This is a genomic window from Streptococcus sp. M334 (genome assembly GCF_000187745.1).
Lineage (GTDB): Bacteria > Bacillota > Bacilli > Lactobacillales > Streptococcaceae > Streptococcus.
Map to the genome: position 1 here is coordinate 740,278 of NZ_GL732486.1, position 15,057 is coordinate 755,334.

Consider the following 15,057-nt stretch of genomic DNA (forward strand, 5'->3'; position numbering starts at 1 on the left):
TTTTTATGATTATACTCAATGAAAATCAAAGAGCAAACTAGGAAGCTAGCCGTAGACAACTCAAAGCACTGCTTTGAGGTTGTAGATAAGACTGACGAAGTCAGCTCAAAACACTGTTTTGAGGTTGCAGATGGAAGCTGACGTGGTTTGAAGAGATTTTCGAAGTGTATTAACTATGTTCGGTGATAAACTTGTAAGCTTCTTGACCAGCGATAGCGCCATCTCCAACTGCTGTTGTAACTTGGCGAAGGTCTTTCAAGCGAACATCTCCAACCGCAAAGATACCATCAACTGCAGTTTTCATGTGGTTATCTGTCACAATCCAACCAGCCTGATCTTGGATATTCAATTCTTTAACAAAATCGCTAAGAGGATCCAAACCAACATAGATAAAGACACCACCGAAGGCTTGCTCTGTCACTTGACCTGTTTTCACATTTTCAAAGACGACAGATTCTACTCGGTTTTCACCCTTGATTTCCTTGACTACAGAATCCCAGATAAAGCTGATTTTCTCATTCGCAAAGGCGCGGTCTTGTAAAAGCTTTTGAGCACGAAGTTGGTCACGACGGTGAACAATGGTAACAGTCTTGGCAAAGCGAGTCAAGAAGATAGCTTCTTCGACAGCTGAATCTCCACCACCAACTACCAACAAATCTTGGTCACGGAAGAAAGCACCATCACAAACGGCACAATAAGAAACACCTCGACTGTTCAGTTCTTCTTCTCCAGGTACTCCCAAAGGACGATGTTTAGAGCCAGTCGCTACGATAACTGTACGTGTTTCATATGTTTGGTCGTCAGTCATCACTTTCTTAAAATCACCATGGTCTTCGACATTTTCAACATAACCATAAATGTGCTCAACACCAAGATTTTCAAGCGGTTCAAACATCTTTTCTGCCAATTCTGGCCCACTGATATTAGCGTACCCTGGGTAATTTTCGATATCAGATGTATTATTCATCTGACCACCTGGCAGACCACCTTCAATCAAGGCTACTTTCAAATTGCTTCGAGCAGCATACAAGGCCGCAGTCATCCCTGCAGGTCCAGCACCGATAATAATAGTATCGTACATATAGATTCCTTCTTTCTTGTTGTAACTATCTTTATTCTAACTCTTTCTTGTCAATCATGCAAGGATTATGCCTTGAAAACAAGAATTAAACTCATAACCGCAAAGGATAATACTGGAACAACCAAGACACCAATCATAATCATATCATAGAGATGGGCTTGGCGAGCCTTGGCTGTCTTATCAACTCCCGACATGGCTCTTAGTCCAATCCAAATCCCTAAAAAAATCAGGACGAGGATGGTGGTCAAGATCAAACTCTCGAAATATAAAGAAAATAGTTGCAGTAGCATGATTTCTCTCATTTCTATCTTTTTTAAAGAGTAAACTCAGCTAGTCCAGCTAACTGAGTTTTTCTTTATCTATTATATCAAATATAAGTCCGTTTGTAACTAGCGAAGAATTCTTTTGTCCGCTCTTCTTTAGGATGGTGGATAATCTCATCCGGTGTTCCAGACTCAATGATTTTCCCCTTATCTAAGAAGAGAATCTTATCCGCAACTTGAGCTACAAAGGACATGTCATGACTGACCAAAATCATGGTTTGACCTGACTTAGCAGCATCTGCGATAGACTTTTCTACTTCTCCGACCAATTCTGGGTCAAGAGCTGAAGTTGGTTCGTCTAAGAGCAAGACATCTGGTTTCATAGCAAGCGCACGCGCTAGGGCAACCCGTTGCTTCTGTCCACCTGATAAATGTCTAGGATAATGGTTTTCACGATCAGAAAGCCCAACCTTAGCCAACTCTTCCTTGGCAATCTTAGTCGCTTCTTGGTCAGATAATTTCTTGACAACAACCAAGCCTTCTTTCACATTATCAAGTGCTGTGCGGCGTTCAAACAAATTAAACTGTTGGAAAACCATAGACAGCTTACGACGTAGAGCAAGGATTTCTTCTTGAGTGATTTTCGAAAAATCAACTGAGAAATCATCAATCTGAATAGAGCCACTGTCAGGTGTTTCAAGATAATTGAGACTACGAAGGAAGGTTGATTTTCCAGCTCCTGAAGAACCAATCAAGGCTACAACTTCCCCTTTTTGAATATCCAAGTTCAGATGATCCAAGACAGTCTGTCCTGAAAAGGATTTACTTAAATTCGAAATCTTAATCATTAACGAAGGTCTCCTTTCACATCTGTTTGCACTGTATCAGGTGCAGAAATAGCCATTTTTCTCTCGATGAAACGACCGAGGCTTTCAATTCCAATATTGACTACCCAATAAACAAGGGCAACGGAGATAAAGCGTTCAAAATAGCGGTAATCAGCCCCACCTAAAATCTGAGCTTGGGCAAAAACTTCCACAACACCCGCACTAAAGGCTAGAGATGTTCCCTTAGTCAAGCCAATGAGGGAATTGATTAAGGTTGGAGTAGCCACCACCGCTGCATTTGGAATAATCACGCGACGATAAACTTGCGCTCGGGTCATACCCAGACTGCGTGCCGCCTCAATCTCACCAGGATTGACTGAGAGAATGGCTGCACGAATGGTTTCACTAGCATAAGCTGCCTCATTAAAGGCAAAGGCTACAATCGCAAAAACAGCCGCTGGAATAGCATTGATATTGAGACCAGTACCCCATTGCTGATTGAGGGCTTTCAAAGCCAAAGGGATTCCGTAGTAGGTCAACATGAGTTGCACTAAAATCGGTGTCCCTTTTAAGAAACTAACAAAGAAGGCCTGCAAGGGGTATAAAATCTTGACACGATTGATTTTCACAATGGCAAAAAGAAGCGCCAAAACCAAGCCAAAAAGGGCACCACCAATGGTCAACATAATCGTTGTTGGAAGTTGTTGGACAATTCTTGGGATTCCATCAAAGACCGAACGCAGGCTAAACAGCTTGCCATCCGGAATCAATTGCATCAAGTTTTGGTACCAATCTGATGCTAAAATCGTTGTAACATTCATAAAAACATCCTCTCCTGATAATGATTCATTCTACCATACTTCTGCCGTCAATGAAATTATTTGCTACGGTCAGATACAGACTTTGTCTACCTACTAGTTTATCATACTTTGAAACAGGGAGGTTATATATTTTATCTATCAAAGAGATAGATAAAAACTATTTCAATCCCAATTCTTCATAAGCTTTTCGATAACCGATTTGCTTAACAGTTCCATTTTCTACTAAAATGGGTCGTTTTAACAACATACCGTCACTTGCTAGCAACTCAGCTGCTTCTTGGTTTGACAGACTTCCTACCTTATCTTTCAGTCCTAATTCACGGTATTTGATTCCACTGGTGTTGAAAAATTGCTTCAACTCGAAACCTGAGGTCTCTAGCCAGTTTAAAATGACTTCTTGACTAGGTGTTTCTTCCACGATGTGAACAGCTTTGTAGTCCACACCGAGTTGGTTTAATTCTTGTTTTGCTTTTTTTACAAGTTGAACATTTTGGGTATTCGATAAATTCTAACATATATTTTACTTTCTATTTTATATCTTTAAAATCTGCACCTTCATGCTCCAAGAGCCAAGCTTTCTTTTCCACTCCTGCAGCATACCCTGTCAGACGCTTGCCAGCTCCCAGCACACGGTGACAAGGTACTAGGATAGACCAAGGATTGCGTCCCACTGCTCCACCAATTGCTTGAGCAGAAGCCACTTGCAGGTCTTGAGCAATTTGTCCATAGGTCACTGTCTGACCATAAGGAATTCCCTGTAAATAGGACCAAACTTGCTTTTCAAAATCCGTTCCGATTGGCGCCAAGGGCAAGTTGGATAAATCCTGAGGCTTGCCTTTAAAGTAAGCATCTAAGCAAGCAATAACGGGGTCTAAAATAGGATGACTAACAACTTCTTCTATTGTTTCATCTCCTATCCCCCTCTCAAAATGCTTCTGCTCCTGCACCCAAATGCCATACAAATAATGGTCATCAGCTACGAGAGAAAGGGAGCCAATCGGCGAAGAATAGAGCATTTTTGCGTACTTCTTTTGCATTATTTCTTCAATTTTTGATAGGCCAAGCGTTCGCCATCAACTGGAACCTTACCAACATGTTTAAAACCGAGTTTTTCAAAAATATGTTGCATAGCTTTGTTTTCAGCATGCGTATCTGAGCGAAAATCTAGATAATCAAATCCTTCAATCAAGCCCTCTAAGAAGGTTTGAGCAACTCCTTGTCCCTGCACATCTGCTGCCACAGCAATACGGTGAAAGACTATGTATTCTGACTCTCCAGCTTGCCAGTTTCCCTCATAAATGGCTTCATAGGCTGCCTCTGGACTCTTGGTCACAGCTGCATAAGCTAGTAGTTCTCCTTCTTCCAAGGCTACGTAGGCTTGACCCGAGATAATATCTTCAATAACAATATCAGCATTTGGATAGCCATTTTGCCACTGGTCACTACCTGCTTCTGCTAAACATTTCTTAGCATCTTCCATCACCTGCATGATGGCATCTACTTCATTTGGAAAAGCTAAACGAATCTCCATCTTTTCTCCTCATTTCTGACTAGTTTCTCCCATCATAGCATAATTTAAGTCTTTCTACAAGCAGTTAAAACTTGACTTTCTGTTTTTATTATTTTATAATCTAGTTATTAAAACCAGATAAAAAGGAGTTGAAAATGAAAACTACCTTTTCCTACCCAAAATGGGCAGAAATTCCAAACATTGACCTCTATCTGGACCAGGTTTTACTCTATGTCAATCAGGTCTGCGCCCCTATTTCTCCTGATAAAGACAAGGGCCTGACAGCATCTATGGTCAACAATTATGTCAAACATGGTTACCTGACAAAGCCTGACAAGAAAAAATACCAACGCCAACAAATTGCCCGTTTGATTGCTATCACAACCCTCAAGTCTGTATTTTCGATTCAAGAAATAGCACAGACACTTAATACTCTCCAAACTCAAGCAAGTTCAGACCAACTCTACGATGCTTTTGTGGACTACATGAACCAAGGAATTGATCCAGCTAACCCCATTATCCAAACCAGCTGCCAAACCGTTAAACTCTATCATCAAACTCTAGACTTAATCCATCATACTCAAGAGGAGGTAATCCAATGAACACCAGTCTTAAACTCAGCAAACAACTCAGTTTTGGAGAGGAGATTGCTAATAGTGTGACCCATGCTGTGGGTGCAATCATCATGCTCATCTTACTGCCTATTTCATCCACCTATAGTTATGAGGCACACGGATTTTTATCCTCTATCGGCGTTTCCATTTTCGTTATTAGTCTCTTTCTCATGTTTCTATCATCCACCATTTATCACTCTATGGCCTATGGTTCGACCCATAAATATGTCTTGAGAATCATCGACCATTCGATGATTTATGTGGCTATCGCAGGGTCTTATACACCAGTCGTCTTAACCTTAATGAATAACTGGTTTGGCTATCTGATTATTGCCATCCAATGGGGAACGACCATCTTTGGTATTCTCTATAAAATCTTTGCTAAAAAAGTCAATGAGAAATTTAGCCTTGCTCTTTACCTGATTATGGGCTGGTTGGTTCTGACTATCATTCCTGCCATTATCAGTCAAACAACACCCATTTTCTGGAGTCTCATGGTAACTGGCGGACTCTGTTATACAGTTGGAGCTGGATTTTATGCCAAGAAAAAACCTTATTTCCACATGATTTGGCATCTCTTTATCCTAGCAGCATCTGCCCTCCAATACATTGCTATTGTTTATTACATGTAAAACTCTCAGTAGGCAGAGCCTGCTTAGAGTTTTACAAACGAATTTCCCAAAGAGGAAGCAATATGAAAGCAGTCATTGCTTGTGTTCATAAAATTCTCAGAATCATTTACAAACTACTCTCCACCAAGTAGACTTATCAAAAAGAAAAGGCGCTAGGACTGAAGAAACAGTTCTAACGCCCAAATTAAAAAAATTTCAACTACAGTATAGCACAGGAAATGATTTTTTGCGCTTTTTTACTGTTTTTTCAAATAAAAAAAGACAAAGTTTTTATCCTTGCCTTTTAGTTTTAGTATGGCTTTGGTTTCAATGTCAATAAGTGTGTTCTTTTTGGTTCAGTAACTATTCCAATTTATCTATCTTGAAATAAATAAAATCCCTTTGTAATACTATAAAAAATAACTAACAAAGAAATAACTATAAGACTCGGTTGCCAGAAACCTGATATATCTACTAAACTACGGCCTAAAAATTGGCCAATAACGCTAACTAAAATTAAAATAATTAAATTGAAAATTACTGACACTAATAAAATTAACACCGAATGTATTATTGCCTCACCTATACGTATTTTAAAAAGTTGTAATCTTGACACTCCCAGTGTCTTTAACTGTTTAATGTCCTCAATATCTTTATTAGAAGATAAAATTGTAAGAGAAATAGAACTAGTAATAATCAGAATAATTGGTGCAGACATATAAGCAATAAAGGAAGCTCTTGCTTCGTTTACTCCGTTTGCTGTATTCATGAATGAATACATATTTTGGGTGTAAAGAATAAACCCAGAAATGAGAGTTACTCCCATGCTCATTGAAGTTTGTATACTTTTCAAATAGCTAGGATTGGATAGTAGATTCCAAAAGCCTGTATTAATTACATAATTTTCAGTTGGAAATATCCTCATTAAAAATTTTATTAGAAACATTTGAATTGATGGAGACAGTGATTGAATAATAAGAATGTGAATAATTAATAAAAATAATATTATGCTTGACTGTTTTTCAATTATTTCTTTGTTTCTGATAAAACCTGCTGAAACAATAGCACCTATACATAGTAACCATAGGAATAAACGAACAGAGATGTTAACAAATCTAGTTACTGTAACTTTTCTTTTTTTCTTTTTTGGTTTTAATATTGATGATATTTTAAGTATTCGACTTGAATAAAAGTAAGCCCCTATCCCGACAATTGTTGGGACTATAAAAACACTCAATAAAATTGATTGAATGTTAGCTGTAATAACTAAATCAGGTAACTCATCTCTTCCTAATAAATTTTGTAAAAATTTGTAGTAACTATCTGCCATGATAAATGAAAGTATTGTACCAATACTACTAACAATCACTGCCATTAAATAAAACTGTCCAGATACTAATAAAGATAGCTGAGTTCTGCTTGCGCCTAAGATAGCCCATAATTGGTAATCCTTTTTAAAGATATCTATTAGCAGTCTTATATTATTTGAAATAAGGAAAAATAGAGTAGTCCCGCCAAAAATTATTAGCATTTGAAAAAGTTGTGAAGCGTTAATATTAGCAGTCTTTATTGAACTAGCAATACCAAATAAGGATGTTCCAACAATCAGGCTAGATACAAATAGTAATGGTATTGTTCCTAACCATTGTCTTTTTGAGTACTGAAATTGGTAAATGATTAATTTTAGCATAATAAATCCTCCTCAAATTAATCTTTACTACTTTCAAGTGCTTGGTAGAGCTCATCAGCTGAAGGTTTAATAATTTGTCGAGATATTTTTCCGTCTTTTAAAATGAGTGCTCTGTCAGTTTTTGAAGCCAACTCAATATCATGAGTGACCATAAAAACACATTTTCCTTGACTCGCTAAATTACGAAGTGTTTCAAAAATAAGTTTTCTTGAGACGCTGTCCAGAGCTCCTGTTGGCTCATCAGCAAAAATAATTTTACTATCAGCTATTATTGCACGAGTAATAGCCACTTTTTGCTGTTCTCCACCTGATAAGGTAACAACTAATGATGATAGTTCTGCTTTAAAATTCAAACTATCCAACATTTTTTTTACTTTATTGCTATCAACACTCTTTCCTGATAGTCTCAGAGGAAGTGTAACATTTTCTAGTACAGGTAGAGCGGGGACCAGATTATAGTTTTGAAAAATAATTGCAATATCTTGCCTTCTAAATTCAGCAAGCTTCCCTTCTTTTAAGGTATATGGATTTACACCATTGATAACAACTTCGCCACTTGTTGGTTCAGATAAACTTGATAAGCAACTTAGCAAAGTAGACTTTCCAGAACCACTGACACCAAGTATTGATACAAATTCCCCATAATTGACAGATAAAGAAACATCTTTCAAAATAGAAACAGTTTTGTCTTGCCCTAACAAAAATTCTTTTGAAAGGTTTGAGACTTTAACAGCTACATTATTAACCATAATAAATCCTCCTGATTCCAGTGTCATCTTTGATTTAATTATACAATATTGGAATTCTATTAATATTAAGTAAGTAACTTATGAAACGTATTTTTAATGGATAAAATTTCTATTTCCTCTGGATTTCGAATAAAGTTCTTTAGTGAACTAAGAATTTTTTCTATTACCATAATAGTATCATAAACGAGGCTTGATTGAAAGCGTAAACATAGCTTTGTTAAGAGGTACAGCTACTCTATACAAAATTTAAACATAAAACTTAGGTATACTTAATAAATGAGAATTAAAGTTAGCTATAACGAAAATAGTAGCATATGTAAAACTCTAAGCAAGCAGAGCCTGCTTAGAGTTTTACAATTGAATTTCCCAAAGAGGAAACAAGATGAAAGCAGTCATTGCTTGTGCTCATAAGATTCTCAGAATCGTTTACAAACTACTCTCCACCAAGCAGACTTATCAAAAAGAAAAGGCGCTAGGACTGAGGAAACAGTTCTAACGCAAAAACTAAAAAAATTTCAATTACTATAGCACAGGAAGTGATTTTTTACTATCTTTTTTCTTTACACATTTCGATAAAGTACTGGTGCAAGCGCACATCATCAGTCAACTCTGGATGAAAAGATGTCACCAACATATTTTTTTCTTGGGCTGCAACGATTTGATTGTCCACTGTTGCTAGAATTTCTACATTTTCTCCAACACTACTGATAATTGGACCACGGATAAAGGTCATTGGAATCTGACCTACTCCCTTACATTCTGCCTCAGTATAGAAACTTCCTAATTGACGCCCATAGGCATTGCGCTCGACCACCATATCCATAGTTCCTAGATGACTCTCTTCTTGAGAAGCGATTTCCTTAGCCAGCAAAATTAAACCCGCACAGGTTCCAAAGGCTGGTAAGCCAGATAGAATGGCTTCTTGAATGGGAATCAGCATGTTCTGATCTCGTAAGAGCTTGCCCATGGTTGTAGACTCTCCTCCAGGTAAAATCAAACCCGACAAGTCACTCTGTTCTTGCTGAAAATCCTCTAGATTTCTGATTTCAACACTAGCGACTCCTAATTGATCTAGCACTTTTGCATGTTCTACAAAGGCACCTTGCAAGGCCAATATTCCGATTTTCATCTATTTTCCTCGCTCAGCCATGAGAATTTGGATTTCATTTTCATTAATACCAACCATGGCTTCTCCTAAATCTTCAGAGATTTGAGCTAGTATTTGAGGATTACGGAAGTTAGTCACAGCCTTAACAATGGCGCTCGCTCGTTTAACAGGATCTCCTGACTTGAAAATACCTGAACCGACAAAGACACCCTCTGCCCCTAATTGCATCATAAGCGCAGCATCTGCTGGCGTTGCAACGCCTCCGGCCGCAAAGTTTACAACTGGCAATTTTCCATGTTCATGGACATATTGAACCAATTCTACAGGGACTTGCAAATCCTTGGCAGCAACATAAAGTTCGTCCTCACGTAGGTTTTGAATGCGACGAATTTCCTGATTCATCATACGCATATGACGAACAGCTTGGACGATATCTCCTGTACCTGGTTCTCCTTTTGTACGAATCATAGAAGCACCTTCAGCGATACGGCGCAAGGCTTCACCCAAATCCTTAGCTCCACAGACAAAAGGTACTTGAAATTCTTTCTTGTCCACATGGAAACGATCGTCAGCCGGAGATAAAACTTCACTCTCATCGATATAGTCAATTTCAATAGCCTCTAAAATCTGAGCTTCAACAAAATGCCCGATTCTAACCTTGGCCATCACTGGAATACTAACCGCTTCTTGAATTTCCTTAATCATCTTTGGATCACTCATACGGGAAACACCACCAGCTGCACGAATATCAGCTGGAATCCGCTCCAAGGCCATAACAGCTGCCGCACCAGCAGCCTCTGCAATACGGGCCTGTTCAGGATTTTGAACATCCATGATAACACCGCCCTTGAGCATCTGCGCCAAGTTTTTATTTAATTCATAACGATTTTCAGTCATTTCTTTATCCTCATTATTTGTATTGGTAGCTACCATTTCATTTTAAGTCAGATTAGAAGGAATCACAAGATAAAAAAAGGATAATTGTGTGGGTACAGATTGATACTCAATGAAAATCAAACAGCAAACTAGGAAGCTAGCCGCAGGTTGCTCATAGCACTGCTTTGAGGTTGCAGATAGAACTGACGAAGTCAGTACCCATACCTACGGTAAGGCGAAGCTGACGTGGTTTGAAGAGATTTTAGAAGAGTATAACTAAAAAACTATCTGACCTTAACCTAAGGCCAGATAGTTCATCAAATTTTATTTTTCAGCTGTAAGGGCAGCCATTGTGATGTAGTTGTATGGTTTGTTGAAGTGTGGCAAGAAGAAGAGGTCTGTCAATGCCAATTTATCAATTGTCACATGCTCTTGGATAGCAAGTGAGAACATGTGGATTCCCATGCTAATTGCAATATCATGTGAAACCATTTGGGCACCAAGAATTTCACGACTATCTTTGTCAAAGACAATCTTGATGGCTACTTCATGGTTATCATGTTTCATGAATTCTGGTTTTTGAAGATCGTTAAAGCCTGTTTCAGTCGCATTGTAACCTGCAGCTTTTGCTTTTTCAAGAGTCAAACCAGTTGAAACCATGTGAAGACCATAGATTGAGATACCGTTTGAACCTTGAACACCGATTCCTTCCAATTCATGGCCACAAGCATTGTAGGCACCAACGATACCAGTACGAACAGCATTGGAAGCAAGGGCGATGTAGCTTGTATCTTTACGAGCGTTGTCATAGACAGTTGCACAGTCACCAACAGCAAATACACCTGGGAGTGATGTTTCTTGTTTCTTGTCTACAAGGAAGGCACCGTTGCGGAAGAGTTCAATCTTACCATCAGCAAGGGCTGTGTTTGGACGGAAACCAACCGCAAGGATAACCATGTCCACATCGAAAGTTTCTTTATCAGTAATCAAGCGTTCAACTTTACCGTCACCTTCGATTGCTTTAACAGTTTGACCAAGAGCCAAGCGGATGTTGTGGTCTTCCAAGTTCTTCGCCATCATTTGTGTGAAGTCTTTGTCATAGTAACCGTTCAAGACAGTATCAACGATATCAACAAGAACAACTTCTTTTCCAAGACGTTCAAAGGCTTCAGCAAGTTCAACACCGATGTAACCACCACCTACAACGGCGATACGGTCAAGGTGCTGACTCTTATCAGCAAGCTTATTGATAACTTCTTCAGCATTTTGGTACAATTTCACGAATTGTACGTTTTCAAGAGTTGCCTTAAATTCGCGGTTTCCTTTAACAATTTCAACACCTTCGATTGGTGGCAAGATTGGTGTAGAGCCTGTAGCGAAAATCAATTTTTCGTATGATTCTTTGTGCTCTTTTCCTTCAACTTCTGCTGTAACAACTTTGTTGTCGTAGTCGATTGAAAGAACTGGTGAGTTCATGTAGACCTTAGCACCTTTAGCTTCCAATTTTTCTTTATCAGAATAGAACAAGCCCTCAGCACCGTCGATTTGTTCACCAATCCACAGGGCCATTCCACATCCTAGGAAAGAGATGTTAGAGTTTTGGTCAAATACAACGATTTCGTTCTCATTGCCAAAATTATCCAACATAGTATTAATACATGCTGTACCAGCGTGGTTAGCACCAACTACAACGATTTTACTCATAGAAAAATTCCTACCTTCAATTTTAAATTTACTCTTCTAGTATAACATTTACTGTTAGCGTTTACAAGAGTTTTGCTGACTTTCCCGATTTTTTTGTAAAAAAATGTAAATAATCTGTATTTTATCAGCCTTTCTTACAATTACTCTTTATTTCTGAGCATATTTCTTGACAAGTTTACAAATTTTATTTGTGAAAACGCTGACTTTATGGTATGCTAGTATTATGGAAAGAAAATGTAAGGGATTAAATTTAGTATAAATTTACAATATTTCAATCTTCTTTTCATAAGAGAAAGGAGTTGATAGATTGCCTCTTAGTTCACATTCCGAACGGCTAATGGGGACTACTATCACTATTTCATTAGTGGATGAGCGAGCCGATAGCTTGCTTCAAAAATCCTTTGATTTACTCAAAGAGCTCGAATACCGCTTCAATGCCAATAGTACGGAATCTGAGTTGATGGAAATCAATCATCAAGCTGGAATAGCTCCAGTCAAGGTTCATCCCGACCTGTTTGAACTAATTTCACTTGGCTTAGAGCATAGCCTAGCTCCCTCTAGCCATCTCAATATCAGCATTGGCCCCTTAATTCAAACCTGGCGCATCGGTTTTTCAGATGCTAAAGTTGCCCAACCTCAAGAAATTGAATCAGTGCTACCTTTAATCAATCCTCATTCTATCGAGTTAGATTCTTCTGTTTCCACTGTGTTCTTGAAACATAAAGGAATGAAGATCGATCTTGGTTGTTTAGCCAAGGGTTATAGTGCGGATAAGGTTGCCCAATTTCTTAGAGAAGAGGGAGTGACATCTGCCTTGATCAATCTAGGAGGGAATATCCTGACCATTGGAAAAAATCAGTCAAGAGATAATCAACCTTGGCAAATCGGAATCCAAGATCCAGCTAATCCTCGGGGAAATCACTTAATGACAATCCCCGTTGTCAATCAATCTGTCGTGACTTCAGGCATTTATGAACGTCACCTGACAGTTGATGGAAAAGACTACCATCATATTTTTGACAGCCAAACAGGATATCCTGTTGAAACGGAACTAGCTAGTTTGACAATCATCTCTGATAAATCAGTCGATGGTGAAATCTGGACAACTCGTCTATTTGGAGAAAGACCTGCTTCTATCCTCTGGCAAGTCGAAAGTTTGGAGGGCATCGAAGCTATCCTCATCGATAAGGAAGGTCACCTAAGCTGTTCTTCAGGAATTCCTACTCTATAGAAACACAACTGTTTCAATGGAGTTTTAAAATCGTATTATGTAAAAAGAGAAAGGAAATCTCATGTTAAAACTTATTGCTATTGTTGGAACAAATTCAAAACGTTCTACAAACCGCCAATTGCTTCAATACATGCAAAAACACTTTGCTGAAAAAGCTGAAATTGAACTTGTTGAAATTAAAGACATTCCTGTCTTCAACAAACCAGCAGACAAGAACGTACCTGCTGAAATTCTAGAAATAGCTGCTAAAATTGAAGAGGCAGATGGCGTTATTATCGGTACTCCTGAGTATGACCACTCTATCCCAGCTGTTTTGATGAGCGCTCTTGCTTGGTTGTCTTATGGTATCTACCCACTTTTGAATAAACCAATCATGATTACAGGTGCTTCATATGGTACGCTTGGTTCATCACGTGCCCAATTACAACTTCGCCAAATCTTGAATGCTCCAGAAATTAAAGCAAGTGTCCTTCCAGATGAATTCTTGCTTTCACATTCTCTTCAAGCCTTCACCCCAAGTGGAGACCTAGTAGATCTTGATGTTATCAAAAAACTGGATGCTACTTTTGACGACTTCCGTATCTTTGTAAAAATCACAGAAAAATTGCGTAACGCACAAGAACTACTTCGCAAAGATGCTGAAGACTTTGACTGGGAAAATTTGTAAGATAGGAGACCAAAAAGAATGAAATTTGTTGGACTTGTAGGATCAAACTACGATCAATCATATAACCGTAAACTCTTGGAATTCATCCGCCGTCACTTCAAACTCAAATTTGAATTAGAAGTTCTTGAAATTGACGAAGTTCCAATGTTTAACCAAGACGAAAAATGGGACGAAAGTTTCCAATTACGTTATTTATATAACAAAATTACTCGTGCTGATGGTGTTATCATCGCTACTCCTGAGCACAACCACACAATCTCAGCTTCCCTAAAATCTGTTCTTGAATGGCTTTCATACGAAGTTCATCCATTTGAAAATAAACCAGTCATGATTGTGGGTGCTTCTTACTACGACCAAGGTACTTCTCGTGCCCAAGTTCACCTTCGTAAGATTCTTGACGCTCCAGGTGTCAATGCCTATACTCTTCCAGGAAATGAATTCCTTCTCGGTAAAGCTAAAGAAGCCTTTGATGTTAATGGGAATATCACAAATGAAGGAACTATTAATTTCCTTGAAACATGTTTAGACAACTTTGTGAAATATGTGGGAGTCGTTTCAAAATTGAAAAAACCAAAACCAATCGCACCAGAAGATTTATATTGTACAAATCCAATCGCAACTACCATTCAAGGAGTTGACCCTGATGATCCTGAATGGGTAGAAAAAGCTGCTGAGCTTGTTGGAGCTGTTTCTGGAGATACTTACGTTAAATTAGACCACGGTATCTTGACAGTTAACCAAATTGATATGTTCTTGAAAGCAATGCCATTTGAATTGACATTTGCAGATGATAACAATCAATTCTTGTACTTTAATAATGCACACCAAGACCCAGATACAATGTTTGGTAAACGTGTACGTGCTCAATCAGGAAATAGATTAGGAACAGTACACGGTACATTGCCAGATTCTAGAATGAAAAACGTTGAATGGGTTGTCGGCGTATTGCGTAACGGAGATCAAGAATATGTCCGTACAATTGTGCCGGGAACACCTGAAGGTGTTATTAATACCCATAATTACCAAGCAATGTACTACCCAGATGGTTCATATGCTGGAATTAATGAGATTATCTTTAATTTCCAACCATGGCTTGACTGGTACCTCAATACAACTGGTCAACGTCTAGTCGGTGGAAATGCTGCAGCTCCTGCTGGTGGACACGGTCACGGCGATGCAGATGCTACATCTGGAGCTTCTGATGCAGGTGATGCTGGAGGCCACGGTGGTGGCGCAGACGCTACATCTGGTGCAAGTAACTAATAACTTTAGGAACCATCTTGGTTCCTTTTTTCGTGACAAAAG

Annotated in this window: 16 protein-coding genes and 1 pseudogene; 5 read left to right on the plus strand and 12 right to left on the minus strand. The window is 38.6% G+C overall.

Annotation, left to right across the window (positions count from 1 at the left end):
* Window positions 1-169: 169 nt before the first annotated feature.
* From trxB to HMPREF0851_RS08110, 7 genes and pseudogenes are all read right to left on the minus strand, one after another.
* Entirely contained in the window at window positions 170-1,081 is a 912-nt protein-coding gene (gene trxB, locus HMPREF0851_RS08080; protein ID WP_000272295.1) for a thioredoxin-disulfide reductase, read from the minus strand.
* Window positions 1,082-1,146: 65 nt separating this feature from the next.
* Window positions 1,147-1,371 carry a DUF4059 family protein gene (locus HMPREF0851_RS08085; RefSeq protein WP_000926599.1) on the minus strand — a complete coding sequence of 75 codons (225 nt, stop codon included), beginning with the start codon at window positions 1,369-1,371 and terminating at the stop codon, window positions 1,147-1,149.
* A gap of 77 nt (window positions 1,372-1,448) precedes the next feature.
* Window positions 1,449-2,192: an amino acid ABC transporter ATP-binding protein gene (locus tag HMPREF0851_RS08090; protein ID WP_000590982.1), complete on the minus strand. Its 744-nt coding sequence runs from the start codon at window positions 2,190-2,192 to the stop codon at window positions 1,449-1,451.
* Window positions 2,192-2,992, minus strand: coding sequence for an amino acid ABC transporter permease (locus tag HMPREF0851_RS08095; protein ID WP_001103451.1), 801 nt, complete (start codon window positions 2,990-2,992; stop codon window positions 2,192-2,194). Before HMPREF0851_RS08095 ends, HMPREF0851_RS08090 begins: the two co-directional genes overlap by 1 nt.
* A 157-nt stretch (window positions 2,993-3,149) precedes the next feature.
* Window positions 3,150-3,507: pseudogene (locus HMPREF0851_RS08100) on the minus strand (arsenate reductase family protein).
* 12 nt (window positions 3,508-3,519) lie between these two features.
* A complete protein-coding gene (locus tag HMPREF0851_RS08105) occupies window positions 3,520-4,029 on the minus strand; it encodes a methylated-DNA--[protein]-cysteine S-methyltransferase (protein ID WP_001170335.1) in 510 nt (169 codons plus the stop codon).
* The gene (locus tag HMPREF0851_RS08110; RefSeq protein ID WP_000405837.1) at window positions 4,029-4,523 is read right to left on the minus strand and encodes a GNAT family N-acetyltransferase; all 495 of its coding nucleotides are present in this window, start codon (window positions 4,521-4,523) and stop codon (window positions 4,029-4,031) included. The genes HMPREF0851_RS08105 and HMPREF0851_RS08110 overlap by 1 nt, the downstream gene beginning before the upstream one ends.
* 134 nt (window positions 4,524-4,657) lie before the next feature.
* Between HMPREF0851_RS08110 and HMPREF0851_RS08115 the strand changes: the two genes are divergently transcribed.
* Together HMPREF0851_RS08115 and trhA are read left to right on the plus strand one after the other, a co-directional pair.
* Window positions 4,658-5,104, plus strand: a complete 447-nt coding sequence (locus HMPREF0851_RS08115; protein ID WP_000858724.1) for a DUF1836 domain-containing protein — start codon at window positions 4,658-4,660, stop codon at window positions 5,102-5,104.
* Complete coding sequence (gene trhA / locus HMPREF0851_RS08120; protein WP_001097979.1) at window positions 5,101-5,748, plus strand: PAQR family membrane homeostasis protein TrhA; 648 nt, start codon at window positions 5,101-5,103, stop codon at window positions 5,746-5,748. Before HMPREF0851_RS08115 ends, trhA begins: the two co-directional genes overlap by 4 nt.
* Window positions 5,749-6,100: 352 nt before the next feature.
* On the opposite strand, the gene HMPREF0851_RS08125 is transcribed toward trhA, so the two are convergent.
* From HMPREF0851_RS08125 to nox, 5 genes are all read right to left on the minus strand, one after another.
* Window positions 6,101-7,417 (minus strand): hypothetical protein, encoded by a 1,317-nt coding sequence (locus HMPREF0851_RS08125; protein WP_000915991.1) that lies wholly within the window; start codon window positions 7,415-7,417, stop codon window positions 6,101-6,103.
* A 17-nt stretch (window positions 7,418-7,434) separates the two neighbouring features.
* The gene (locus HMPREF0851_RS08130; RefSeq protein WP_000247940.1) at window positions 7,435-8,166 is read right to left on the minus strand and encodes an ABC transporter ATP-binding protein; all 732 of its coding nucleotides are present in this window, start codon (window positions 8,164-8,166) and stop codon (window positions 7,435-7,437) included.
* 547 nt (window positions 8,167-8,713) lie between these two features.
* Window positions 8,714-9,295 (minus strand): pyridoxal 5'-phosphate synthase glutaminase subunit PdxT, encoded by a 582-nt coding sequence (gene pdxT / locus HMPREF0851_RS08135; protein WP_000689967.1) that lies wholly within the window; start codon window positions 9,293-9,295, stop codon window positions 8,714-8,716.
* Window positions 9,296-10,171, minus strand: coding sequence for a pyridoxal 5'-phosphate synthase lyase subunit PdxS (gene pdxS / locus HMPREF0851_RS08140; RefSeq protein WP_000138517.1), 876 nt, complete (start codon window positions 10,169-10,171; stop codon window positions 9,296-9,298).
* A 303-nt stretch (window positions 10,172-10,474) separates the two neighbouring features.
* A complete protein-coding gene (gene nox / locus HMPREF0851_RS08145) occupies window positions 10,475-11,854 on the minus strand; it encodes a H2O-forming NADH oxidase (RefSeq protein ID WP_000036781.1) in 1,380 nt (459 codons plus the stop codon).
* A 307-nt stretch (window positions 11,855-12,161) separates the two neighbouring features.
* On the opposite strand from nox, the gene HMPREF0851_RS08150 reads away from it, so the two are divergent.
* The 3 genes from HMPREF0851_RS08150 (at window position 12,162) to HMPREF0851_RS08160 (ending at window position 15,015) form a co-directional block, all read left to right on the plus strand.
* A complete protein-coding gene (locus tag HMPREF0851_RS08150) occupies window positions 12,162-13,085 on the plus strand; it encodes an FAD:protein FMN transferase (protein ID WP_001131401.1) in 924 nt (307 codons plus the stop codon).
* A gap of 61 nt (window positions 13,086-13,146) precedes the next feature.
* Complete coding sequence (locus tag HMPREF0851_RS08155; protein WP_000915949.1) at window positions 13,147-13,752, plus strand: NADPH-dependent FMN reductase; 606 nt, start codon at window positions 13,147-13,149, stop codon at window positions 13,750-13,752.
* Window positions 13,753-13,770: 18 nt separating this feature from the next.
* Window positions 13,771-15,015, plus strand: a complete 1,245-nt coding sequence (locus HMPREF0851_RS08160) for an NAD(P)H-dependent oxidoreductase (protein ID WP_000673660.1) — start codon at window positions 13,771-13,773, stop codon at window positions 15,013-15,015.
* Window positions 15,016-15,057 lie beyond the last annotated feature (42 nt).

Bases quoted from the DNA above. Each gene is read 5' to 3' on its own strand.
- trxB (WP_000272295.1), bottom strand. From the start codon at position 1,081: ATGTACGATACTATTATTATCGGTGCTGGACCTGCAGGGATGACTGCG.
- HMPREF0851_RS08085 (WP_000926599.1), bottom strand. From the start codon at position 1,371: ATGCTACTGCAACTATTTTCTTTATATTTCGAGAGTTTGATCTTGACC.
- HMPREF0851_RS08090 (WP_000590982.1), bottom strand. From the start codon at position 2,192: ATGATTAAGATTTCGAATTTAAGTAAATCCTTTTCAGGACAGACTGTC.
- HMPREF0851_RS08095 (WP_001103451.1), bottom strand. From the start codon at position 2,992: ATGAATGTTACAACGATTTTAGCATCAGATTGGTACCAAAACTTGATG.
- HMPREF0851_RS08105 (WP_001170335.1), bottom strand. From the start codon at position 4,029: ATGCAAAAGAAGTACGCAAAAATGCTCTATTCTTCGCCGATTGGCTCC.
- HMPREF0851_RS08110 (WP_000405837.1), bottom strand. From the start codon at position 4,523: ATGGAGATTCGTTTAGCTTTTCCAAATGAAGTAGATGCCATCATGCAG.
- HMPREF0851_RS08115 (WP_000858724.1), top strand. From the start codon at position 4,658: ATGAAAACTACCTTTTCCTACCCAAAATGGGCAGAAATTCCAAACATT.
- trhA (WP_001097979.1), top strand. From the start codon at position 5,101: ATGAACACCAGTCTTAAACTCAGCAAACAACTCAGTTTTGGAGAGGAG.
- HMPREF0851_RS08125 (WP_000915991.1), bottom strand. From the start codon at position 7,417: ATGCTAAAATTAATCATTTACCAATTTCAGTACTCAAAAAGACAATGG.
- HMPREF0851_RS08130 (WP_000247940.1), bottom strand. From the start codon at position 8,166: ATGGTTAATAATGTAGCTGTTAAAGTCTCAAACCTTTCAAAAGAATTT.
- pdxT (WP_000689967.1), bottom strand. From the start codon at position 9,295: ATGAAAATCGGAATATTGGCCTTGCAAGGTGCCTTTGTAGAACATGCA.
- pdxS (WP_000138517.1), bottom strand. From the start codon at position 10,171: ATGACTGAAAATCGTTATGAATTAAATAAAAACTTGGCGCAGATGCTC.
- nox (WP_000036781.1), bottom strand. From the start codon at position 11,854: ATGAGTAAAATCGTTGTAGTTGGTGCTAACCACGCTGGTACAGCATGT.
- HMPREF0851_RS08155 (WP_000915949.1), top strand. From the start codon at position 13,147: ATGTTAAAACTTATTGCTATTGTTGGAACAAATTCAAAACGTTCTACA.
- HMPREF0851_RS08160 (WP_000673660.1), top strand. From the start codon at position 13,771: ATGAAATTTGTTGGACTTGTAGGATCAAACTACGATCAATCATATAAC.